A 22050-nucleotide genomic window follows, 5' to 3' on the forward strand; every position below is an offset into this window, starting at 1 on the left:
ACTTCCCCGCGACCCGCTGCGGTCATTAACATCTGCGGTCAACGGCCAATTCGCCGCACCCACAAGGGGGATCGCTTACGTGACCGCACGACGACCACTACTGACCGCCGCGACCGCGGGATCGGTGCTGTTCGCCCTGTGGTTCGTACCGTCCGCCAATGCGACAGCGGGGCATGACGGTGCGACAGATTCCGCACTGCACATGGCGTCCGCACCCGCCGGACCGGCCCTGGCCGACCGTACGGCCACTGGGGCGCAGGACACCGACGGCCGGTCCACTACGGCCACCCAGGACGGCGGCGACGCGGGCACCGGAACCGGCACCGACGGCCGGCCCACCGGCTCCCCGCACCTCCTCGCCGACACCGGCAGCCCGGACACCACGCCGTACGTGATCGGCGGCGCCGCCTGCCTCGCCCTCGGGGCCGGTCTGGTCAGCTACTCCGTACGCCGCACGCGCGACGAGACGGCCTGAGATCGTCTGAGACCGCTGAGGTCGCCTGAGGTCGCCTGCAATCGCCTGAGACCTGACGGCGCCACGGCCGCCGCCAGGCCAGTGCACCCGTGGCCGCCGCCACGGCCGCCGTCAGGTCCGTGTGCCCGTGCGCCCGTGACGGACTCCCCGGCCGCCGTCAGGCGAGCGTGCCCGTGACCGACTCCACCGCCGCCACCAGCTTCCCGCCCCGTACGAACGCATACGCGCTCTCCAGGTCCGGCGCCAGGAAGCGGTCCCCGCCCGGCCCCTGGATGCCCGCATCGCGCACCGCGTCCAATACGGCGCGGGTGGCGGGCGCCGGGGTCAGGCGCTCGCGCATCTCGATGGCGCGGGTCGCCGCATAGAGCTCGACGGCGACGATCCGGGTCAGGTTGTCGACCGCGGTGCGCAGCTTGCGCGCCGCCGACCAGCCCATCGAGACATGGTCCTCCTGCATCGCGGAGGACGGGATGGAGTCCACCGACGCGGGCGCGGCCAGCCGCTTCAGCTCGCTGACCAGCGCGGCCTGGGTGTACTGGGCGATCATCAGGCCGGAGTCGACACCCGGGTCACCGGCCAGGAAGGCGGGCAGCCCGTGCGAACGGTTCTTGTCCAGCAGCCGGTCCGTACGGCGCTCCGCGATCGAACCGAGGTCGGCCGCGGCGATGGCCAGGAAGTCCAGGACGTAGGCGACCGGGGCACCATGGAAGTTGCCGTTGGACTCGACCCGGCCGTCCGGGAGGACGACGGGGTTGTCGACGGCGGCGGCCAGCTCGCGGTCGGCGACCAGCCGGGCGTGGTCGAGGGTGTCCCGGCCGGCGCCCGCGACCTGCGGGGCGCAGCGGATGGAGTAGGCGTCCTGGACGCGCGGGGCGTCGTCCTGGTGGTGGCCGGTGAAGCCCGAACCGGCCAGCACCTTGGCCATGTTGGCGGCCGAGGCGGCCTGCCCGGGGTGCGGGCGGATGGCGTGCAGCTCGGGCGCGAGGACCTTGTCCGTGCCGAGCAGCGCTTCCAGGGAGAGGGCCGCGGTGATGTCCGCCGAGGTGAACAGCCGGGCGAGATCGGCGCAGGCCATCACGAGCATGCCGAGCATGCCGTCGGTGCCGTTCAGGAGGGCCAGACCCTCCTTCTCGCGCAGTTCGACGGGTTCGATGCCGTGCGCGGCCAGCAGCTCCGCGGCCGGGCGTACGACGCCGTCGGGGCCTTCCGCGTCACCCTCGCCCATCAGCGCCAGCGCGCAGTGCGAGAGCGGCGCCAGGTCGCCGGAACAGCCGAGCGAGCCGTATTCGTGGACGACGGGGGTGATCCCGGCGTTGAGCAGGGCGGCCATCGTCTCGACGACGAGCGGGCGGACGCCGGTGTGCCCGGAGGCCAGCGTCTTCAGCCGCAGGAACATCAGCGCGCGGACGACCTCCCGCTCGACCCGCGGGCCCATACCGGCCGCGTGCGAGCGCACGATGTTGCGCTGGAGCTGGACGCGCAGCTCGGGGCTGATGTGGCGGACGGCGAGGGCACCGAAGCCGGTGGAGACGCCGTAGACCGGGTCGGGCTTGGCGGCGAGCTCGTCGATGAAGGCGCGGGCGGTGGCGACGGCCGCGAGGGCTTCCCCGGACAGCTCGACCCGGGCCTCGCCGCGGGCCACCGCGATGACGTCCTGTGCGGTGGTGCCGGACGTCCCCAGCACCACAGAGTGCATATCCATATTCAGGAACCCTAGAGACTGAATCGCCGGATGTCACCACCGGATTTCGGGATGACCCCTTACCCGGGCGTACGCGCCGGACCGGCCACGTACGCCGCCGTGCGCCGTCATGCACCGCCGTGCGCTGCTTCACCTCCGGACCGGCGCCTCACCCCCGAAGCGCCGTCTCACCTCCGAAGTGCCGCCTCACCTCCGAAGTTCCGTCTCACCCCCGAAGTGCCGCCTCACCTCCGAAGTTCCGTCTCACCCCCGAAGTGCCGCCTCACCTCCGGAAGCGCCTGCGCTCCGGCCCCGAGCGCCGGTCCGGGGCGTCCGCGAGCCGGACGACCGGGTCGTCCTTGCCGCCGTGCCGACCGGCGACCACCGGCTCACCCGACCGCGCCGCCTTGGCCTTGTACTGCGCGGCGTCCGCGAGCCGGAAGAGCCGACGGGCGCTGCGTACCGGCCCGATCTGATCGCCGGTCGAGGCGACCCCGACCGCGACCCCCTCACCGAGGTCCAACTCCCCTGCCCGGTCGCACAGTTCACCGGCCACCTTGACCACCTCGTCGGCCGGCGGACCGACCGCGAGCAGACAGAACTCATCGCCGCCGAGCCGGGCGGCGAGGGTGCCCGGCAGCATCGCCCCGCACAGCGACAGCACCGAGCCGAAACGCTCCAGCAGACGGTCGCCGACCGCATGGCCGCGTGAGTCGTTCACCCGCTTCAGCCCATTGAGGTCACACACCACCAGGCTGACCACCACCTCGTCCCTGCGGTGCAGCTCCAGCGCCTCGTCCAGCCGCATGTCGACGGCCCGGCGGTTGGCGAGGCCGGTCAGCGCATCGGTGAAGGCCAGCCGACGGGCCTCCGCCAGCCGCTCGGTCTGCGCGATCCCGGCGGCCGTCACCGCGGCCAGCACACTCGCGAAGTCGGCGTCCGCCCGGCCGAAGACCGGCTCCCCCGTTCGCCGCGCGACATACAGCTCGCCCCAGGCCCGGCCGTGCAGCACGATCGGCGCGACCACACAGCAGCCCCGGCCCCGGCGACGCAGCGCGGCCATCCGCTGACGGTTGCCGCCGCCACCCCCGGCCGGACCCTCCTCCGCCAACCAGGGCGGCGGGGGCGGCGGGCCCTCGGCGGTCTCCACCCAGGCGCTGGGCTCGCCGCCGCCCGCCCACTGCTCGTGCAGAAAGCCGACGATCTCCGGGAACTCATGGACGGGGTAGCTCTCGTCGTCCGGGAACTCCTCCTCGCCCTCGGCGAGTTCGCCCGTATTGACCAGCACCCGCAGCTTCCCCAGCTCGCGCTCCCACTTGGAGATCGCCGCGAAGGAACCACCCAGGGCCTGGCGGACACCCTGCGCCGCGGCATGCGCCGATTCGCGTGGTGTGTGCGCGGCAGCCATCGCCTGCGCCAGCTCCACCACTGCCCGCAGCCTCGCATCGCCCTCGCCCGTCACCGGATCCTCGCATTCCGTCACCGTGAGCACGCTCTGTATTACAGCGTAGGAATGTTTAACCCCTTCCGCCCCTTTCCGCGCGCGATCGACACCCGGGCGTTATGCGCGTCATTCCTGGTCGGGGGGCGGGGAGGGGTTTGGGAGGGGGCGCGGGCGGGATACGGGAGGGTTCTTACGGTGAGTAATCGCGTAGGGACTGGAGGTATGCGGGAGGGGTGGGTGGCGGGGGCTGCGGGCGCGCCGTGGAGCTGCGGGCGCGCCGTGGAGCTGCGGCCGCGCCGCGGCCCGCGGGCGGCGGGGGTTGCGGCCACGCCGTGGTCGCCACAGGTCACACCCCGGCCCACGGACGGCGGGCGCTGCGGCCACGCCGTGGTCGCCACAGGTCACACCCCGGCCCGCAGGCAGCGGTTTCCCCCTCTCCCCCCCCGGGCCCCGGGCCCAACCCACCCACCGCCACCACCTCCCCGCCCGCTATCACTCCCCAGGCCACTCCGGGTCGCGCTTCTCGTTGAAGGCCGCCACGCCCTCCGCGCGGTCACCGGAGAAGGCCACGCTGCGCCAGGCGCCGTCCTCCAGGTCCAGGCCGGCCCGCAGGTCCAGGCCGTGTCCGAGCCGCATGGCGCGCTTGGCGGCCCGCAGGCCGACCGGCGAATTGCGGGCGATCCGGGCCGCCAGCTCCAGCGCCTCGGCCCGGTCCTGCCCGTCCGCCGCCAGCTGGTCGACCAGACCCAGCTCCACGGCCTCCGGCGCCGGCACCCGCCGGGCGGTGAACACCAACTCGGCCGCCCGCGCCGCGCCCACCCGGCGCGGCAGCAGCTGGGTACCCCCGCCGCCCGGGATGACGCCCACCGACACCTCCGGCAGGCCGACCACGGCCGTACCGTCGGCGACGATCAGATCGCAGGCCAGCGCCAGCTCGAAGCCACCGCCGAGTGCGAAGCCGTGCACCGCGGCGATGGTGGGCACCGGCAGGTCCAGTACGCCCGTGTAGGCGGCGCGGGTGTGCGGACGCTGGCGCATCAGGTCCGCGTCCGTGAAGGAGTTGCGCTCCTTGAGGTCGGCGCCCACGCAGAACGCCCGCTCATGGGTGGAGCTGAGGACCACCGCGCGTACGGAGCGGTCCGCGGCCAGCTCGGCGCAGGCCTGCGCCAGGCTGTCGGCCATGGCCGTCGAAACGGCGTTCATGGCCTTGGGGCGGTCCATGATCAGCTCCGCCACGAAACCGTGCCGCTCGATGGCGACCCAGCCGTCCGCACCGAACCGTTGCCGTTGCATACAGCCCTCCCTGTTAACGGTCGTTGACCTGACGTGGGGATCATGTCAGGTGACGGCCGGGAGCAACAGGACGGAGCTACGGCTGTGGACAAACGAGTTCCCGGCTGTGGAAAAGGCGCCCCGGCCCGGCACCAGCCCAGCGCCCGGCGTCGGCCGGGCCGCTCAGCCCCTCAACCGCCCCTCAGTCCCGCCGATCAACCGCCCCTCAGTCCCTCCGACTGAGCAACCACGGCTCCACCACGCCCAGACCACGCACCGGCCGCTGCCACATCGGCTGGAGGGCGAAGCGGTACGTCGGGGGCGGGGTGCCGGTGCCCTCCTCGGCGGCCTTCTCCGCCGCCGCGGCCTCGGCCTCGGAGACCGGGGCGTCGCCGATCCGGCCCAGTTCCTCGGCGAACGCCTGGTCCACCAGAACGGTGTCCTTCGGCGCTATCGACGTGAGGCGGCTGGCCAGGTTGACGGTGGTCCCGAACACATCGCCCATGCGGGTCGTGACCGTGCCGAACGCGATGCCGACCCGCAGCTCCGGCATCGTCTCGTCGTGCGCCATCGTCTCGATCAGCCGCAACCCGATCTCGGCGGCGATCCCGGCGTCGTCGGCGGCGAAGAGGACCTCGTCACCGAGGGTCTTGATGAGCCGGCCGCCGTGCGCGGCCACCAGGTCGGAGCAAGTGGTCTCGAACGCCTCCACCAGCTCGCCCAGTTCCTCCTCCTCCAGGCGGCGGGTCAGCCGGGTGAAGCCCACCAGGTCGGCGAAGCCGACGGCGAGGCGGCGGTCGACCATCTCGGCGTCGTCCTGGGCCCGCACGACCCGGCCGGTGGCGGCGGCGAGCTGCCGCCGCCAGACGTAGACCAGGAACTCCTCCAGCTCGGGGAGCAGCAGCTCGACCAGCGGATAGGTGATTTCCGTACGGGTCAGGCCGGAGTCCTGGGGCTCGGTGAGGCCCTCCAGGAAGGAGTCGATCTGCCAGTCGGCCAGACGGGCGGTGGTCTGGCCCGTGGAACGGGCGACCTGGATGGCCATGGCCTCGCTGAGCAGACCGGCCTCGACCAGGCCGGCGAGGCGGCGCAGGGCCAGCACATCGGCCTCGGTCAGGGCCTTGACCTGGCCGATGTCGGCGAAGCCCATGGCGCGCCAGAAGCGGGCCGCGAGGTCCATCGAGACACCGGCGCCGCGGGCCGCCTGGAACGGCGTGTAGCGGCGGTCGGCGCCGAGGATGAGTTGTTCGAGGCGGACGGCGATGTTGTTCTCGTCGTCCTCGTCCCCGGCCCCTGGGGGGTCGTTGACGGGGATGTCGTGCACTGCCTCGTCCCCGGTGTCCGTGTCGCGCGGGGCGGCGCCCGAGTCGTCGGCGGTCACCGGCCGCTCCCTGTCCGATCCCTGCGCACTGCCCTTCCGATCACTGCTCGCCGGTGGTCCGCTCCCTGGCGGACCGCCTCAACGATACGGCAGGTGTGCTCTGGCTCACTCTCACATGTCGGCTCTGACCAAGGAAGAGGCGGGGACACGTCGGCGCGGCGGGTGCCGTGGTAGAGGGCCTGAGCCCCGGCCGGGCGTACGGGACGGAGGCGGCCTCACGGCTGCGCGGGGGCGGCCTCACGGCTGCGCGGAGTCGGCGCCTCCGGTCTCTTGCGCGGTGGCGCGCAGGTGGATGATGTCGCCGGCGCCCACCGGGTGGCGTACGCCGTTCGCGGTGGCCAGGACCAGCCGGCCGTCGCCGTCGATGGCCACGGCTTCGCCGGTGAGGTCGGTGTCGCCGGGGAGTTCGGCGCGTACGGAGCGGCCCAGGGTGGCGCAGCCCGCCGCGTAGGTCTCCTGGAGACGGCTGGTGGCGGGGTCGCCGATGGCGGCCTGCCAGGTGGCGTACCACTGCTCCAGTGAGCGGAGCACGGCGCGCAGCAGCGGGTCGCGGTCGGTGGTGCGGGCGCCCGCCAGGGCCAGAGAGCCGGCGGTGGGCACGGGGAGCTCGTCGGCGGCGAGGGAGACGTTCAGGCCGATGCCGATGACGACGCCGGGGCCGGCCCGTTCGGCGAGGATGCCGCCGATCTTGCGTTCGCCGGTGCCGGGGGTGCCGTCCGGACCGGCGGCGGAGGAGGAGTCCCCGGGGGCGGTGACCAGGATGTCGTTGGGCCACTTGAGGGACGTGTCGATTCCGGCCGCCTTGGAGAGGGCGGTGGCGGTGGCGACGCCGGTGAGCAGCGGGAGCCAGCCCCAGCGCGCCGTGGGGACGCGGGGGGTGAGGTAGACGGAGACGAAGATGCCGGAGCGCGGGGGCGCCGACCAGGTGCGGTTGAGCCGGCCGCGGCCGGCGGACTGTTCCTCGGCCACCAGGACGGCGCCCTCCTCGGCCTTCCCCTCGGCCGCGCGGGCCGCCAGGTCGGAGTTGGTGGAGCCGGTGGCGGGGACGACGTCCAGGGAGGTCCAGAGCGCGCCGGGGCGCACCAGGGCGCGGCGCAGGGCCGTGGCGTTCAGCGGCGGGCGGCTCAGGTCGCTCCAGCGTCCGGCGTCTTTGTCCCGGTTTTCCGGTGGTTGAGGCGTCATGGGACCAGCCTAGGTGTGGTCAACGACGCAGTGCCGCTGAGCAGTCCCGCGGATACGCTACGAATCGGTAGCCAAACCCGTACCACCCTCAGTACGAGCACCAGTCCAGGACGAGCAGGAGCCGCATCCCGATGTCCGAGCCGGAAGCAAACATCCACACCACCGCGGGCAAACTGGCGGATCTGCAGCGGCGGGTCGAGCTGGCCACGCATGCCGGTTCCGCCCGTGCAGTGGAGAAGCAGCATGCGAAGGGGAAGTTGACGGCGCGCGAGCGCATCGATCTGCTGCTGGACGAGGGCTCGTTCGTCGAGCTGGACGAGTTCGCGCGGCACCGGTCGACCAATTTCGGGCTGGAGCAGAACCGTCCCTACGGCGACGGCGTGGTGTCCGGCTACGGCACGGTCGACGGCCGCCCGGTGGCCGTCTTCTCCCAGGACTTCACGGTCTTCGGCGGGGCGCTGGGCGAGGTCTTCGGCGAGAAGATCGTCAAGGTGATGGACTTCGCGCTCAAGAACGGCTGTCCGGTCATCGGCATCAACGACTCCGGCGGCGCGCGCATCCAGGAGGGCGTGGCCTCGCTGGGCATGTACGGCGAGATCTTCCGCCGTAACACCCACGCGTCCGGCGTGATTCCGCAGATCAGCCTGATCGTCGGCCCGTGTGCGGGCGGTGCGGTCTACTCCCCCGCCATCACCGACTTCACGGTCATGGTGGACCAGACCTCGCACATGTTCATCACCGGTCCGGACGTCATCAAGACGGTGACCGGTGAGGACGTCGGCTTCGAGGAGCTGGGCGGCGCCCGTACGCACAACACCACCTCGGGCGTGGCACACCACATGGCGGGTGACGAGAAGGACGCCATCGAGTACATCAAGGGGCTGCTGTCCTACCTGCCGTCCAACAACCTGTCCGAGCCGCCGGCCTTCCCGGAGGAGGCGGATCTGGAGACCTCGGACACGGACCGCGAGCTGGACGTCCTGATCCCGGATTCGGCCAACCAGCCGTATGACATGCATGTCGCGATCGAGCACGTGTTGGACGACCACGAATTCCAGGAGACCCAGGCACTGTTCGCGCCGAACATCCTGACCGGCTTCGGGCGGGTCGAGGGGCATGCGGTCGGTGTGGTCGCCAACCAGCCGATGCAGTTCGCGGGAATCCTGGACATCAAGGCTTCGGAGAAGGCCGCGCGGTTCGTGCGGACCTGCGACGCGTTCAACGTCCCGGTGATCACCTTCGTGGATGTGCCGGGCTTCCTGCCGGGGACGGACCAGGAGTACGACGGGATCATCCGGCGCGGCGCCAAGCTGATCTACGCGTACGCGGAGGCCACGGTCCCGCTGATCACGGTCATCACGCGTAAGGCGTTCGGCGGCGCGTATGACGTCATGGGCTCCAAGCACCTGGGTGCGGACCTCAACCTGGCCTGGCCGACCGCGCAGATCGCCGTGATGGGCGCACAGGGCGCGGTCAATATCCTGCACCGCCGCACGCTGGCCGCGATCGAGGACCCGGCGGCGCAGGACGAGCGGCGCCAGGAGCTGATCCAGGAGTACGAGGACGCGCTGCTCAACCCGTATGTCGCGGCTGAGCGCGGTTACGTCGACGCGGTGATCATGCCGTCCGAGACGCGCCGGCACATCGTCCGCGGGCTGCGCACCCTGCGGAACAAGCGCGAGGCGCTGCCGCCGAAGAAGCACGGCAACATCCCGCTCTGACCGACGCAACCAGCGGAACCAGCGAAGGGAGCCGTTCTTCATGATCAAGGTCGTACGGGGCAATCCCACCCCTGAGGAGCTGGCCGCCGCACTGGCGGTGGTTCAGGCCCGCGCGGCGGCCGCCGCTGCCGCCGCGCCCGGACAGCGGGACCGCGGAACCGAGTGGTCGGACCCCGCGTCGACGGTTCCGGCGCGGGCCCGTATGCCGCATCCGGGGCCGCGGGCCTGGCGGACGAGTTACTGGCGGCATTGAGTGATCGGCCGGATTGCGTTACCGGCCGCACTGGCCGGCTGACGCCGGGTGGCCACCGGGCCGCCGGGTCGGTGCATAGTGCACTGACTAGTCCTTTGCGCGGTGGCGCCTGAGTACGCGTACTCAGGCGCCACGGCCGCATCGGGCCCAGGATCGATACATGCTGTGGTCAGATCCGCCCGATGAGCCTCCAGAGGAGCTGCGCGATGTGCAGGCCAAGCTCCGCCGGATGGGCATCGTGCTGGCCGTGGCCGCGGTGGTGCTGATGCTGCTGCTCGCGGGGAGATAGCCGGTCCCGTACACCGGAAGATCATCGTTCCCGGGCAGGGAGAGGCGACTCTCACAGTTCTCTTCCGCAACCGTCTCCCCCGAAATCGCTTCTTCCTCTCTTGACAGGCAATTCGGGTCCCCGGCTGCCGGGACGGCGCCGGACGGGAGTGGGAGAGCGATGAACAGGCCGCTGAGGCATATAGCCGTCTTCTGCGGGGTACTGGTGCTGGCCCTGCTGGCCCGTGTGACATGGGTCCAGTTCGTCCAGGGCGACAAGCTCGCCAACGACCCGAACAACCGCCGCGTCAAGATCGAGGCGTTCTCCTACCCGCGCGGCAACATCATCGTCGGCGGCCAGCCGGTCACCGGCTCCGTGGCGACCTCCGGTGACTTCAAGTACAAGCGGACGTACAAGGACGGCCCGATGTACGCGCCGGTCACCGGCTTCGCCTCACAGGCCCAGGGGACGTCCTTCCTGGAGGGCATCTACAACAAGGTGCTCAGCGGCAAGGACGACCGGCTCGCCCTCAAGAACGCCAAGGACATCGTGACCGGCGAGAAGCCGCGCGGCGGCGATGTCATCACCACCATCGACCCCAAGGCGCAGAAGGCCGCCTACAAGGGCCTGACCGACCTCAACGCCAAGGGTGCGGTGGTCGCGCTCGACCCGCGCAACGGCCGGGTCCTCGCGCTCGCCTCCACCCCCTCCTACGACCCGACGGGCTTCGCCGGTATCTCCAACGCCGACGGCCGGAAGTTCAAGGCGCTGGAAGCCGAGAAGTCCAAGCCGCTGAACAACCGGGCGCTGCGCGAGACCTACCCCCCGGGCTCCACCTTCAAGATCCTCACCGCGGCGGCGGCCCTGGAGCACGGCGTGGTCTCCGACATCAACGCCTCGTCCGGGGCGCCCGCTCCGTACCAGCTGCCGCAGAGCAGCACCAAGGTCGGCAACGATGTCGCGGGCGCGCCCTGCGACAAGGCCTCGCTGAAGACCGGTATGCAGTGGTCGTGCAACAACGTCTTCCTGGACGCCGCGCTGAAGGTCGGCAAGGACAACATGCGCGAGACCGCCCAGAAGTTCGGCTTCAACGAGAACGTCTACGACAAGGACCTCGGCGACCTGCTGGCCACCAAGAGCCTCTACCCGAAGGAGCTCGACAAGCCGCAGACCGCGCTGACCGGTATGGGCCAGGGCAGCCTGACCAGCACGCCGATGCAGATGGCGATGGTGGTCGCCGGGCTCGCCAATGACGGCAAGGTGATGATGCCGCACATGGTCGACGAGGTGCGCGCCTCCGATCTGTCGACGATCGAGAAGGCCGAGCCGAAGATGATGTCCCAGGCCGTCTCCTCCGGCACCGCGAAGAAGGTGCAGGAGATGATGGAGTACACCGTCAACGAGGGCACCGCCGACAAGGCCGCGATCGACGGGGTGACCGTCGGCGGCAAGACCGGCACCGCCCAGCACGGCGCGAACGTCAACGACGAGCGCCCCTACGCCTGGTTCGTCTCCTACGCCAAGCAGAGCGACGGCAGCTCCCCGGTCGCGGTCGCCGTCTTCGTCGACCCCTCGGACATGAGCATCCCCCGGTCGGAGATCGCCGGTGGCAAGCTGGGCGGGCCGATCGCGAAGTCGGTCATGGAAGCGGTGCTCAAGAAGTAGTCCGGGGCCGGCGCGGCTCCGGGCGCTCCGTACGATGGCGGGCATGACCGAAGAGTCCCGCCCCCGCCGTCTCGTCCTCGCCTCCCAGTCCCCCGCCCGGCTGGGCCTGCTGCGCCAGGCCGGGCTGGCCCCCGAGGTCATCGTCAGCGGTGTCGACGAGGACGCGCTCACCGCGGCCACGCCCGGTGAGCTGGCCCTCCTGCTGGCCGAGGCGAAGGCCGAGGCGGTCGCCGCCCGCCCGGAGGCCGCCGGTGCCCTGGTCATCGGCTGTGACTCGGTCCTGGAACTGGACGGGCGGGCGCTCGGCAAGCCCGCCGACGCCGAGGAGGCCACCGCCCGCTGGAAGTCCATGCGCGGCCGCTCCGGCATCCTGCAGACCGGCCACTGCGTCATCGACACCGCCGCCGGCCGCCGGGCGTCCGCCACCGCCGCCACCACGGTCCGCTTCGGTGAGCCGACCGACGCCGAGATCGCCGCCTATGTCGAAAGCGGCGAGCCGCTCTTCGTCGCCGGTGCCTTCACCCTCGACGGCCGCTCCGCCCCCTTCATCGACGGCATCGACGGCGACCCCGGCAATGTCATCGGCCTCTCCCTGCCGCTGCTGCGCCGACTGCTGGCCGATCTGGACATCGCGATCACCGAGCTGTGGACCTGAACGGCGTCTCCGCGCCAACCTGAGGGGCGTCCCCGCGCCAAGGTGCGCTCCTCGGCGACAAAGACCGGAACGGGCGGGCACCCGGCGCCTACCCTGCCCCCATGGCCACAGTTGTCGAACTGATCAGCTACCCCGTCAAGGGCTGCGCCGGTACCCCGGCCGCCGAGGCGGAACTCACCCCGGCCGGCCTCGCCCACGACCGCAGCTTCCTGGTCGTCGGCCCCGGCGGCGTCTTCCGCAGCCAGCGCAAGGACCCCCGGCTGGCGGTGATCCGGCCGCAGGTCGGCGCCGACGGGACCCACCTCACCCTGAGCGCGCCCGGCCGCGACCCGTTCCACCTGGACATCGACCTCGGCACCGGTTCGGCGGCCCGGTCCGACGTCGAGATGTTCGGTGCGCCGTACCGCGCGGTCGACCAGGGGGACGGGGTCGCGGGGTGGCTGTCCGAGACGCTGGGCGCGGAGAGCCGGCTGGTGCGCGTACCGCCGGAGCACGACCGGGTGACCGACGGGCTCACCCCCGGCACCTCCGGCTTCGCCGACAGCTGCGCCCTGCACATCCTCTCCCTGGCCAGCCTCGACGACCTCAACCGCCGGATCACCGCGGCCGGCCGCCCAGCCGTCCCGATGGACCGTTTCCGGCCCAACATCGTGGTGGACGGCTGGGACGCCCCGCAGACCGAGGACCGGGTGCGCCGGGTCACGGTCGGCGGCGGTGAGCTGGGCTTCGCCAAGCTCGCCATCCGCTGCGCGGTCACCCTCGTCAACCAGCAAACGGGCGGCAAGGTGGGACCCGAGCCGCTGCGCACCCTCGCCTCGTACCGGCGGGTGCCCGAGGGCGGGGTGGCGTTCGGTTCGAAGTTCGCGGTGCTGGCGACCGGGAAGGTGGCGGTGGGCGACGCATTCGAGGTCACCGAGTGGGGAACCGATTGATCCGGAACGACTCGATCGTCCGGATCGACCCATCGTGAGGAGTCCGCACCATGCCGCAGATCCTGATCATCGCCGGTGACGCCACCGAGGACCTGGAGTTCTTCTACCCCTACCAGCGGCTGCTGGAGGAGGGGTACGAGCCCCGGATCGCGGCCCTCTCCCGTAAGAAGCTGCAGTTCGTGGTCCATGACTTCGTCGACAACTTCGACACCTACGTCGAGCGCGAGGGCCACTCCTGGCCGTCCGACCTCGCCCTGTCCGAGGTCGACCCGGCCGACTACGCGGCGCTGGTGCTCCCCGGCGGCCGGGCACCCGAATACCTCCGCAACGACGCCGACTTCCGCCGCGTCGTCACCCACTTCTTCGACGCCGACAAGCCCGTCGCCCACCTCTGCCATGCGGCCCTCTCCCTGGCCCCACTGGGTGTCCTCAAGGGCCGCCGCACCTCCGCCTACCCGGCCTGCGCACCCGATGTGGAGCTGGGCGGCGGCACCTTCGTCGACGGCGCCGCGGTGGTCGACGGCAAGGTCGTCTCGGCCCGCGCCTGGAACGACCACCCCGAGTGGATGCGCGCCTTCCTGGAGGTGCTGCGGGAGCACGCGCCGGTGAAGTAGTGGCGGGGGCGGCCGGGGGAATCTATCCGCCCCGGAACAAGGGGAGTTCGGGCCTGAGCGGGGCAGGGACGGACCCGGCCGCCCGACAGGAGGCGAGAGGTCAGGCGGAAGTAGGAGCCACCGGCGGTGCGCCGTTCGGGGGGTTTTCCGCGTTTCGGTTTTCCGCGTTTCCCCGCGCCTCGCCCGTGGCGCCCTCGCCGTACGCCATCAGGGTCAGCACCAGCAGCCCCAGCACGACCATCATCGCGAGGAAGGCGACCCAGCCGACCAGGCCGATGGCGAAGGCGCCCAGCATGCCGTGCACCACCGCGCAGCTGATCAGGGCGATACGGGTGAAGCCGCCGGGGGCGCGGTCGCGCAGGGCGCTGCGGAGCAGCACACCGGCGCAGAACAGCAGATAGAGGCCGAAGAGGATGCCGCCGACCCAGGAGCCGGTGGACATCGCGCGGGGCTGCAGACCGGCCAGCGACATCTGCTGACGGTCCACGACGATGCTCAGAATCCAGTTGAGCAGCACGATCCCGAACGCTTCCAGGATCAGTACCACCGCCGCGGCCAAGGCCACCGGCCGTCGTGCCACCCGCACCCCGTTCACCCACTTCCGCCGTTCGCCCCGCCCGATGCGCCATGTGGGCGCCTGTTGCCGCCGTTATCCCTGTTACCGGGAGTACAGAAGACATGGGCACGCTACTAATGGGTAATGCCCGGGGCAAGGCTTGTGCACGAGTGGGTGTGGGACGACTGCGGACGACGAAGCCGGCGGCGCGCCGACGGACGGAGCCGACCGCAAAGATTCCTTCGCCCATTCGTAGGGACTCCACAAAGAATTGACGATCCGCTGGACGCCAGAAGTCCGAGACCTAAGCCACACCAGGACCCGAGCCGGAGCCCAGGAATCCGGGCCTACCCTGGGATACCAGGGGACTTAGGTTCCTCACTGGCGCCCCGAGCACACTCCGTGTGGGCAAGCTCACCCCAGGGAACGGGTCGGCACGCGGTGTCGCCAGTCCCTAAAATCGCGGCATCCAATAGATGCGGCGAAGCGCCAAGGAAGGACCCATCGTGCGCAAGGTGCTCATCGCCAACCGTGGCGAAATCGCTGTCCGCGTTGCCCGTGCATGCCGGGACGCGGGGATCGGCAGCGTAGCCGTCTACGCCGACCCCGACCGGGACGCACTGCACGTACGCGCGGCAGACGAGGCGTACGCCTTGGGCGGTGACACTCCTGCCACCAGTTACCTGGACATCGCCAAGGTCCTGGCGGCCGCCGCCGATTCGGGCGCGGACGCCATCCACCCCGGGTACGGCTTCCTGTCGGAGAACGCCGAGTTCGCGCAGGCCGTCCTGGACGCCGGGCTGACGTGGATCGGCCCGCCCCCGCAGGCCATCCGTGACCTCGGCGACAAGGTCGCCGCGCGGCATATCGCCCAGCGCGCCGGTGCGCCGCTGGTCGCCGGCACGCCCGACCCGGTCTCCGGTTCGGAGGAGGTCGTGGCCTTCGCCAAGGAGCACGGCCTGCCCATCGCGATCAAGGCGGCCTTCGGTGGCGGCGGCCGCGGTCTGAAGGTGGCCCGGACGCTCGAAGAGGTTCCGGAGCTGTATGACTCCGCGGTGCGCGAGGCGGTCGCCGCCTTCGGCCGCGGCGAGTGCTTCGTGGAGCGGTATCTGGACCGTCCGCGGCATGTCGAGACCCAGTGCCTGGCCGACAAGCACGGCAATGTGGTCGTGGTCTCGACCCGTGACTGCTCGCTCCAACGCCGCCACCAGAAGCTGGTGGAGGAGGCCCCGGCCCCGTTCCTGACGGAGGAGCAGAACGCCGAGCTGTACCGCGCGTCCAAGGCCATCCTCAAGGAGGCCGGCTACGAGGGCGCCGGCACCTGTGAATTCCTCGTCGGCCAGGACGGCACGATCTCCTTCCTGGAGGTCAACACCCGCCTCCAGGTCGAACACCCGGTCACCGAGGAGGTCACCGGCCTCGACCTGGTCCGTGAGATGTTCCGGATCGCCGACGGCGAGAAGCTCGGCTACGACGACCCAGCGGTCCGCGGCCACTCCTTCGAGTTCCGGATCAACGGTGAGGACCCGGGCCGCAACTTCCTCCCGGCCCCCGGCACGGTCACCAAGTTCGAGGGACCGGCCGGTCCCGGTGTCCGCCTGGACGCGGGTGTGGAGTCCGGCAGCGTCATCGGCCCGGCCTGGGACTCCCTGCTGGCCAAGCTGATCGTCACCGGCGCCACCCGGCAGCAGGCCCTGCAGCGCGCCGCGCGGGCGCTGGCGGAGTTCACCGTCGAGGGCATGGCCACCGCCATCCCGTTCCACCGCACGGTCGTCCAGGACCCGGCGTTCGCCCCCGAACTCACCGGCTCCACGGACCCGTTCACGGTCCACACCCGCTGGATCGAGACCGAGTTCGTCAACGAGATCTCCCCGTTCGCCGCCCCCGGCGCGGACGAGGCCGAGGCCGACAGCCGCGAGACGGTCGTCGTGGAGGTCGGCGGCAAGCGCCTGGAGGTCTCGCTGCCGTCCTCGCTGGGCATGCCGCTGGCCCGCGCCGCGGTCGCCGGTGGCGCCAAGCCGAAGCGCAAGGCCGCCAAGAAGTCCGGCAGCGCCGCCTCCGGCGATGCGCTGGCCTCCCCGATGCAGGGCACCGTCGTCAAGGTCGCCGTCGAGGAGGGCCAGCAGGTCACCGAGGGCGAGCTGGTCGTCGTCCTGGAGGCGATGAAGATGGAGCAGCCGCTCAACGCCCACCGCACCGGCACCATCAAGGGCCTGACCGCCGAGGTCGGCGCGGCCCTCACGTCCGGCGCGGTGATCTGCGAGATCAAGGACTGACGCGACAGCGCTCCGCCAGACGGACGAGGGGCTCCCGGCGTGTGCCGCCGGGAGCCCCTCGCGTCGTTCGGTCGCGCTACGAGTTCCCCACCACGTCCTCCGGGAAGCTCAGCGACCGGCTCATCCACTCCAGCGCGGCGGGCAGTTCGCGTCGCCAGGTGGCGAAGTTGTGGCTGCCGTGCGGGAGGACGACGGAGTCCGCCGTCATCGGCGGTTTGACGGCGGCGAGGAAGTCCCTGGCCGCCGGGTAGTTCTTCTCGCCGGTGCGGCTGGTGCCCACCAGGACGTTCACCCGGGGCGCGGGCAGATGCCGCAGCCGCCACATCAGGTCGTACTCCTGGCGGCGGCGCACCCGGTCGCGGCCCTCACCGAAGAGGTTGCCGGTCGTGGCGTCGTTGCTGACCTTGTAGTCGGGCGACAGGGCGGCCGCCGCGGTGTACGTACGGTCGTGCCGCATGGCGAGCTGGAGGGCGCAGCTGCCGCCCGAGGAGTAGCCCAGGAGGCCCCAGCCGCCGGGGTCGTGGCCGACGCGGTAGTGCGAGCGGAGCGCGTCCGGCACATCGCGCGCGAAGAACGTCTCGGCCTGCGGGCCGCCCGGCACATCGACACACTGGGTGTCGCGGGGCGGGGCGATGGTGGGCCGCAGCATCACGATGACGGTCGGCTGCATCTTGCCGGCCCGGATCAGCCGCCCCGCCGTCTGCGGCAGCCGCAGATGCTGGCCCAGCAGGAAGGTGCCGCCCGGGTAGCCGCTGAGCGCGACGACGACCGGGAAGCGCTGGCGGGCGAACTGCGGCTGGAAGTACTGCGGCGGCAGATAGACATACGCCGGGTTCACCACCCGGGTCCGCTTGCCGACGATCCGTACGGTCTCGACCCGGCCCTCCTGCTGCGGCGAGCCCTTCGGCAGCCCGTGCACCTTGTTCAGGCCCTCCGGCCCCGAGCTCTGCACCAGACCCTTCGACGGGTCGCCGACCGGCCCGGCCGCTCCCTGGTCACCCCACTTGCCGACCGCGGCCGGGGCGTCGTCGTACAGCCCGAGCAGTTCGTGCCACGACCCGTAGAACTGGAAGTTGGCGTTCACCACGAGCCCGAGCGCCGCCACGATCGTCAGCTGGGCCGCGACGATCGAGCCGAGCCGCCCCAGCAGCGCCCGCGGCCCGCGCCCCGCGAACCGCGGCCACAGCCAGAGCGTGAAGCCCACACAGACCACGGCGACCGCGGCCACGGCGTACAACAGCGATCGGCTGGTCAGTCCCATGACGTTTCCCCAGATGTCCCGCGCCGCGCCCGCTCCCCGGCGGTCCGTCACGGCGTCCTCCCGGCCCTCCGGAACCCCCCGGAAAACCTCATTGCGCCTGGTTTGATGGCCCGTGCGGACGCGGCGTTGCGGGACGGATGAGGTGTTCGGGGGCGCGACGCCCGGCGGCTGCCGGGACTTCATCCCCGGTCTGCCGGACGGCCACCGGCCGGGCGCAGCGGGACCATTCCCACGATACGGAGGCATGCTCCGCTAAGCCCCGCCCACCGCACCGGGCCGACCGCCGAGGGCGCAATGGCATCCTGGAGCCACCGGGCCGCACCAGGCCGGGTCAAGGGAGGACGGCGATGGCGACCGAGACGGCAGGGCAGCCGCAGACGACGGGTCCGGCGGTGACCGCACCGGCGCGGCCGCAGGACGTCCGCCCCATGCGGGCCGATGCCCGCCGCAATTACGAGCGGCTGCTGACCGAGGCCCGTACGGCCTTCACCGAGCACGGCACGGACACCTCGCTGGAGGACATCGCACGCCGCGCCGGCGTCGGCATCGGCACCCTCTACCGGCACTTCCCCAACCGGACCGCCCTGATGGGCGCGGTCTTCCAGGGGGAGGTGGACGCCCTGCTGGCGCACGCCAGGCAACTGGCCGACGCGCCGCAGCCGTGCGCCGCGCTGGTCGAGTGGCTGCGCGCGATCATCACCCACGCCACCACCTACCGCGGGCTGTCGCGCGCGCTGATGACGGCATCGGCGGACGACAGCTCGGGGATGGCCCGGTGCAGCGTGCCGATGCGAGAGGCCGGCGGTGCGCTGCTGACCCGGGCCCAGCAGGCCGGGGCGGTACGCCCGGATGTGAACATCAGCGATCTGATGCAGCTGACCAACGGCATCGCGCTGGCCGTCGAGGAATCCCCGGACGACCCCCAGCTCGCCGACCGGCTGCTGACGCTCACCCTGCGCGGGCTGAAGGGGGAGAACCGCTGAGGGGCGGTTCCCCGCGCCGGGCCGGCGCGCCACGGTGACGCGCCCCCGACTACTGCGCTCAGCGCCGCCGTGGCGCCAGATCGGCGACCCGGCCGCCGGAGGTCTCACTCAGGGACGGGGCCGAGCGGAGCTGTGGTCCACCGGCCCCGCCGCCCGGCGGATGGTTGCGCCGCTGACCGGGGAGCGGGACGTCCCGCCGGGGGCCTCTGCGGTCCCCCGGGCCGCCCTCCATCCCCGGCTGCCCCGGCCCGCGGGCCACGCCCGAGCCGTTGGCGACGGCGATCTGTACGCCCTGGTCGGCCAGCGCCTGCAGCTCCGTGGCGGCGCGGTCGTCATGGCCCGGCGGCTCGTCCGTGACCAGCCGAGTGATCAGATCCGTCGGCACGGTCTGGAACATCGTGTCGGAGCCGAGCTTGGTGTGGTCGGCGAGCACCACCACCTCCCCCGCCGCCTGCACCAGCGCCCGGTCGACGCTGGCGGAGAGCATGTTGGAGGTGGACAGACCGCGCTCGGCGGTCAGACCGCTGCCCGACAGGAAGGCGCGGGAGACCCGCAGGCCCTGGAGGGACTGTTCGGCACCGCTGCCGACCAGCGCGTAGTTGGAGCCGCGCAGGGTGCCGCCGGTCATCACGACCTCGACGCGGTTGGCATGGGCCAACGCCTGGGCGACAAGAAGGGAGTTGGTGACGACGGTCAGCCCGGGAACGCGCGCGAGCCGGCGGGCCAGCTCCTGCGTGGTCGTCCCCGCGCCGACGACGATGGCCTCGCCCTCTTCGACGAAGCCGGCCGCGAGATCGGCGATGGCCGTCTTCTCCGCGGTCGCTAGATGGGATTTCTGTGGGAATCCTGATTCGCGGGTAAAGCCTCCCGGCAGGACCGCACCGCCGTGCCGGCGGTCGAGCAGCCCTTCTGCCTCCAGCGCCCGCACGTCCCGTCGTACGGTTACTTCGGAGGTCTGGACGACGCGGGCGAGCTCCCGGAGCGATACGGCTCCATTGGCGCGCACCATTTCAAGGATCAATTGGCGACGTTCTGCAGCGAACACGAAACTGACAGTAACGCCAACGACCGTCTGTTTTCAGCAGGTTGCACCAATTAACGGAAGTTCTGCGCACCGCGGAGCGTGACGTGGTATGCGGTCTGCATATGTCGTTCGGATGCCGGACCACGGGGCGCAACGATCGGCTTGACCCCTGGTCAGTCGGCCTGAGGCGCGCGGCGACCACCGGCCGGTGCGTAAACCGGACACCGCCCCGCGCCGGCACGTTTCATCCCAAGTGCTCACCGGTGGCACAAAGAATCGACCGTGGCCGTCCTCCGCTTGCCGCACACCGACGGGCGCACTGACCGGGGCTACTCGCTGTCCGCCTTGCGCGAGTGCAGCTGGCGGGCGACCTCGGCGATCGAACCGGACAGCGACGGATAGACCGTGAAGGCATTGGCGATCTGCTCGACGGTCAGATTGTTGTCGACCGCGATCGAGATGGGATGGATCAGCTCACTGGCGCGCGGGGAGACGACCACACCGCCGACGACGATGCCGGTGCCGGGGCGGCAGAACAGCTTCACGAAGCCGTCGCGGATGCCCTGCATCTTGGCCCGCGGGTTGCGCAGCAGCGGGAGCTTCACGACCCGGGCGTCGATCTTGCCGCTGTCGACATCGGCCTGGGAGTAACCGACCGTGGCGATCTCCGGGTCGGTGAAGACGTTGGCGGAGACCGTCTTGAGGTTCAGCGGGGTGACCGCGTCACCGAGGAAGTGGTACATCGCGATCCGGCCCTGCATCGCGGCGACGGACGCCAGCGCGAAGATGCCGGTGCAGTCGCCGGCCGCGTACACGCCCTGGGCGCTGGTGCGGGAGACCTTGTCGGTCCAGATGTGGCCGGACTCCTTGAGCTTGACGCCGGCCGCTTCCAGGCCGATGCCCTCGGTGTTGGGGATGGAGCCGACCGCCATCAGGCAGTGCGTACCGGAGATCGTGCGGCCGTCGGCCAGCGTGACCTCGACGCGGTCGCCGACCCGTTTGGCGGACTGGGCCCGGGAGCGCGACATGACGTTCATGCCGCGGCGGCGGAAGACGTCCTCCAGGACGGCGGCGGCGTCCGGGTCCTCACCCGGGAGCACGCGGTCGCGGGAGGAGACGAGGGTGACGCGGGAGCCGAGCGCCTGGTAGGCACCGGCGAACTCGGCGCCGGTGACACCCGAACCGACCACGATCAGCTCTTCGGGCAGCTCGTCGAGGTCGTAGACCTGCGTCCAGTTCAGGATCCGCTCACCGTCGGGGAGCGCGTCCGGGATCTCGCGGGGGTGCGCGCCGGTGGCGATCAGCACCGCGTCCGCGATCAGCCCCTCGGAGGTGCCGTCGGCGGCGGTGACCGTGACCTTGCGGGAGCCGTCCGGCGCCTGGCCCGGCTCCAGCCGCCCGCGGCCGCGCATGACCCGGCCGCCGGCGCGGGTCACGGAGGCGGTGATGTCATGCGACTGGGCGAGCGCGAGCCGCTTGACCCGTCGGTTGACCTTGCCGAGGTCGACGCCGACGACCCGGGCGGGCCGGTCCACATGCGGCGTGTCGTCCTCGACGATGATGCCCAGCTCCTCGTACGAGGAGTCGAAGGTCGTCATCACCTCGGCCGTGGCGATCAGCGTCTTCGACGGCACGCAGTCGGTCAGCACCGACGCCCCGCCCAGACCGTCGCAGTCGACGACGGTCACCTCCGCGCCGAGAGAAGCCGCCACCAGGGCCGCTTCGTAGCCGCCGGGTCCACCACCGATGATCACGATCCGAGTCACGTACTCCATTGTCCCGCACGCCCGTACGTCACTCTCGCCCGGGGGCGCCCTCCGTCCTGGAGGGGCGGCGGAGCGCGCTCCACCAGGTCTCCCGTCCGGACCTCCGGTACCACGAGCCCGACGGGCAACCTCCCGTACCCTCGGAACCATGTCGCTCTACGCCGCGTACGCCGGCAACCTCGACGCGCGGCTGATGTCCCGCCGCGCACCGCACTCGCCGCTGCGCGGCACCGGCTGGCTCAGCGGCTGGCGGCTCACCTTCGGCGGCGAGCAGATGGGCTGGGAAGGCGCGCTGGCGACGGTCGTCGAATCGCCCGGCTCCCAGCTCTTCGTCGCGCTCTACGACATCGCGCCCATGGACGAGGAGTCCATGGACCGCTGGGAGGGCGTCGGCATGGACATCTACCGCCGGATGCGGGTGCGGGTGCACACCCTCGAAGGCGACGAGGCGGCGTGGATCTACGTCCTCAACGGCTATGAGGGCGGTCTGCCGTCGGCCCGCTACCTGGGCGAGATCGCGGATGCCGCGGAGTCGGCGGGCGCGCCGCACGACTATGTGATGGAGCTGCGCAAGCGGCCTTGCTGACGGGACGGCCCGGCGCGGCTGCCGGTTCCGGCCATGGGCGGGCACGGCCGGGCAC

The 22050-nt window shown here is 71.5% G+C and carries 20 protein-coding genes; 11 read left to right on the forward strand and 9 right to left on the reverse strand.

The window, feature by feature from the left end:
* Positions 1 to 79: 79 nt before the first annotated feature.
* A complete protein-coding gene (locus STRTU_RS12680) occupies positions 80 to 475 on the forward strand; it encodes a hypothetical protein (protein ID WP_159743640.1) in 396 nt (131 codons plus the stop codon).
* A 157-nt stretch (positions 476 to 632) separates the two neighbouring features.
* On the opposite strand, the gene hutH is transcribed toward STRTU_RS12680, so the two are convergent.
* From hutH to STRTU_RS12705, 5 genes are all read right to left on the reverse strand, one after another.
* Positions 633 to 2177, reverse strand: a complete 1545-nt coding sequence (gene hutH, locus STRTU_RS12685; protein ID WP_159743641.1) for a histidine ammonia-lyase — start codon at positions 2175 to 2177, stop codon at positions 633 to 635.
* A gap of 262 nt (positions 2178 to 2439) precedes the next feature.
* The gene (locus STRTU_RS12690) at positions 2440 to 3564 is read right to left on the reverse strand and encodes a GGDEF domain-containing protein (RefSeq protein ID WP_159746878.1); all 1125 of its coding nucleotides are present in this window, start codon (positions 3562 to 3564) and stop codon (positions 2440 to 2442) included.
* 528 nt (positions 3565 to 4092) lie between these two features.
* Entirely contained in the window at positions 4093 to 4893 is an 801-nt protein-coding gene (locus STRTU_RS12695) for an enoyl-CoA hydratase/isomerase family protein (protein ID WP_159743642.1), read from the reverse strand.
* 205 nt (positions 4894 to 5098) lie between these two features.
* Positions 5099 to 6253 (reverse strand): adenylate/guanylate cyclase domain-containing protein, encoded by a 1155-nt coding sequence (locus tag STRTU_RS12700; protein ID WP_159743643.1) that lies wholly within the window; start codon positions 6251 to 6253, stop codon positions 5099 to 5101.
* A gap of 237 nt (positions 6254 to 6490) precedes the next feature.
* A complete protein-coding gene (locus STRTU_RS12705; RefSeq protein ID WP_159743644.1) occupies positions 6491 to 7435 on the reverse strand; it encodes a biotin--[acetyl-CoA-carboxylase] ligase in 945 nt (314 codons plus the stop codon).
* A gap of 131 nt (positions 7436 to 7566) precedes the next feature.
* On the opposite strand from STRTU_RS12705, the gene STRTU_RS12710 reads away from it, so the two are divergent.
* The 7 genes from STRTU_RS12710 to STRTU_RS12740 all read left to right on the forward strand — a co-directional run bounded on the left by STRTU_RS12710 (position 7567) and on the right by STRTU_RS12740 (position 13543).
* Positions 7567 to 9156 carry an acyl-CoA carboxylase subunit beta gene (locus STRTU_RS12710; protein ID WP_159743645.1) on the forward strand — a complete coding sequence of 530 codons (1590 nt, stop codon included), beginning with the start codon at positions 7567 to 7569 and terminating at the stop codon, positions 9154 to 9156.
* Positions 9157 to 9196: 40 nt separating this feature from the next.
* Positions 9197 to 9409, forward strand: coding sequence for an acyl-CoA carboxylase epsilon subunit (locus STRTU_RS12715; protein WP_159743646.1), 213 nt, complete (start codon positions 9197 to 9199; stop codon positions 9407 to 9409).
* Between the two features lie 160 nt (positions 9410 to 9569).
* Entirely contained in the window at positions 9570 to 9698 is a 129-nt protein-coding gene (gene mmpB, locus STRTU_RS12720) for a morphogenic membrane protein MmpB (RefSeq protein WP_269777353.1), read from the forward strand.
* 159 nt (positions 9699 to 9857) lie between these two features.
* The gene (locus STRTU_RS12725) at positions 9858 to 11342 is read left to right on the forward strand and encodes a peptidoglycan D,D-transpeptidase FtsI family protein (protein ID WP_159743647.1); all 1485 of its coding nucleotides are present in this window, start codon (positions 9858 to 9860) and stop codon (positions 11340 to 11342) included.
* A 43-nt stretch (positions 11343 to 11385) separates the two neighbouring features.
* Positions 11386 to 11997 carry a nucleoside triphosphate pyrophosphatase gene (locus STRTU_RS12730; RefSeq protein ID WP_159743648.1) on the forward strand — a complete coding sequence of 204 codons (612 nt, stop codon included), beginning with the start codon at positions 11386 to 11388 and terminating at the stop codon, positions 11995 to 11997.
* 101 nt (positions 11998 to 12098) lie between these two features.
* Entirely contained in the window at positions 12099 to 12929 is an 831-nt protein-coding gene (locus STRTU_RS12735; RefSeq protein ID WP_159743649.1) for an MOSC domain-containing protein, read from the forward strand.
* A 50-nt stretch (positions 12930 to 12979) separates the two neighbouring features.
* Positions 12980 to 13543: a DJ-1/PfpI family protein gene (locus tag STRTU_RS12740; RefSeq protein ID WP_159743650.1), complete on the forward strand. Its 564-nt coding sequence runs from the start codon at positions 12980 to 12982 to the stop codon at positions 13541 to 13543.
* Between the two features lie 100 nt (positions 13544 to 13643).
* Here the strand turns inward: STRTU_RS12740 and STRTU_RS12745 are convergent, their stop codons facing one another.
* Positions 13644 to 14123 (reverse strand): hypothetical protein, encoded by a 480-nt coding sequence (locus STRTU_RS12745; RefSeq protein ID WP_246240412.1) that lies wholly within the window; start codon positions 14121 to 14123, stop codon positions 13644 to 13646.
* A gap of 482 nt (positions 14124 to 14605) precedes the next feature.
* Here STRTU_RS12745 and STRTU_RS12750 point away from each other — a divergent pair, with 482 nt between their 5' ends.
* Entirely contained in the window at positions 14606 to 16375 is a 1770-nt protein-coding gene (locus STRTU_RS12750) for an acetyl/propionyl/methylcrotonyl-CoA carboxylase subunit alpha (RefSeq protein ID WP_159743651.1), read from the forward strand.
* Positions 16376 to 16451: 76 nt separating this feature from the next.
* On the opposite strand, the gene STRTU_RS12755 is transcribed toward STRTU_RS12750, so the two are convergent.
* Positions 16452 to 17636, reverse strand: a complete 1185-nt coding sequence (locus tag STRTU_RS12755) for an alpha/beta hydrolase (RefSeq protein WP_159746880.1) — start codon at positions 17634 to 17636, stop codon at positions 16452 to 16454.
* Positions 17637 to 17983: 347 nt separating this feature from the next.
* Between STRTU_RS12755 and STRTU_RS12760 the strand changes: the two genes are divergently transcribed.
* Positions 17984 to 18619 (forward strand): TetR/AcrR family transcriptional regulator, encoded by a 636-nt coding sequence (locus STRTU_RS12760; RefSeq protein ID WP_371873584.1) that lies wholly within the window; start codon positions 17984 to 17986, stop codon positions 18617 to 18619.
* 58 nt (positions 18620 to 18677) lie between these two features.
* Here STRTU_RS12760 and STRTU_RS12765 read toward each other — a convergent pair whose 3' ends face one another.
* Positions 18678 to 19664, reverse strand: coding sequence for a DeoR/GlpR family DNA-binding transcription regulator (locus STRTU_RS12765; protein ID WP_159743652.1), 987 nt, complete (start codon positions 19662 to 19664; stop codon positions 18678 to 18680).
* 308 nt (positions 19665 to 19972) lie between these two features.
* Positions 19973 to 21418 carry an NAD(P)H-quinone dehydrogenase gene (locus tag STRTU_RS12770; protein ID WP_159743653.1) on the reverse strand — a complete coding sequence of 482 codons (1446 nt, stop codon included), beginning with the start codon at positions 21416 to 21418 and terminating at the stop codon, positions 19973 to 19975.
* A gap of 139 nt (positions 21419 to 21557) precedes the next feature.
* Here STRTU_RS12770 and STRTU_RS12775 point away from each other — a divergent pair, with 139 nt between their 5' ends.
* On the forward strand, positions 21558 to 21995 hold the full coding sequence (locus STRTU_RS12775; protein ID WP_159743654.1) for a gamma-glutamylcyclotransferase family protein: 438 nt from the start codon (positions 21558 to 21560) through the stop codon (positions 21993 to 21995).
* Positions 21996 to 22050 lie beyond the last annotated feature (55 nt).

The organism is Streptomyces tubercidicus (genome assembly GCF_027497495.1).
Classification (GTDB): Bacteria; Actinomycetota; Actinomycetes; order Streptomycetales; family Streptomycetaceae; genus Streptomyces; species Streptomyces tubercidicus.

What these genes read in the sequence shown, in the direction of transcription:
- hutH (WP_159743641.1), bottom strand. Translation starts at nt 2,177, where the DNA reads ATGGATATGCACTCTGTGGTGCTGGGGACGTCCGGCACCACCGCACAG.
- STRTU_RS12690 (WP_159746878.1), bottom strand. Translation starts at nt 3,564, where the DNA reads ATGGCTGCCGCGCACACACCACGCGAATCGGCGCATGCCGCGGCGCAG.
- STRTU_RS12695 (WP_159743642.1), bottom strand. Translation starts at nt 4,893, where the DNA reads ATGCAACGGCAACGGTTCGGTGCGGACGGCTGGGTCGCCATCGAGCGG.
- STRTU_RS12705 (WP_159743644.1), bottom strand. Translation starts at nt 7,435, where the DNA reads ATGACGCCTCAACCACCGGAAAACCGGGACAAAGACGCCGGACGCTGG.
- STRTU_RS12710 (WP_159743645.1), top strand. Translation starts at nt 7,567, where the DNA reads ATGTCCGAGCCGGAAGCAAACATCCACACCACCGCGGGCAAACTGGCG.
- STRTU_RS12715 (WP_159743646.1), top strand. Translation starts at nt 9,197, where the DNA reads ATGATCAAGGTCGTACGGGGCAATCCCACCCCTGAGGAGCTGGCCGCC.
- mmpB (WP_269777353.1), top strand. Translation starts at nt 9,570, where the DNA reads ATGCTGTGGTCAGATCCGCCCGATGAGCCTCCAGAGGAGCTGCGCGAT.
- STRTU_RS12725 (WP_159743647.1), top strand. Translation starts at nt 9,858, where the DNA reads ATGAACAGGCCGCTGAGGCATATAGCCGTCTTCTGCGGGGTACTGGTG.
- STRTU_RS12730 (WP_159743648.1), top strand. Translation starts at nt 11,386, where the DNA reads ATGACCGAAGAGTCCCGCCCCCGCCGTCTCGTCCTCGCCTCCCAGTCC.
- STRTU_RS12735 (WP_159743649.1), top strand. Translation starts at nt 12,099, where the DNA reads ATGGCCACAGTTGTCGAACTGATCAGCTACCCCGTCAAGGGCTGCGCC.
- STRTU_RS12740 (WP_159743650.1), top strand. Translation starts at nt 12,980, where the DNA reads ATGCCGCAGATCCTGATCATCGCCGGTGACGCCACCGAGGACCTGGAG.
- STRTU_RS12755 (WP_159746880.1), bottom strand. Translation starts at nt 17,636, where the DNA reads ATGGGACTGACCAGCCGATCGCTGTTGTACGCCGTGGCCGCGGTCGCC.
- STRTU_RS12760 (WP_371873584.1), top strand. Translation starts at nt 17,984, where the DNA reads ATGGCGACCGAGACGGCAGGGCAGCCGCAGACGACGGGTCCGGCGGTG.
- STRTU_RS12770 (WP_159743653.1), bottom strand. Translation starts at nt 21,418, where the DNA reads ATGGAGTACGTGACTCGGATCGTGATCATCGGTGGTGGACCCGGCGGC.
- STRTU_RS12775 (WP_159743654.1), top strand. Translation starts at nt 21,558, where the DNA reads ATGTCGCTCTACGCCGCGTACGCCGGCAACCTCGACGCGCGGCTGATG.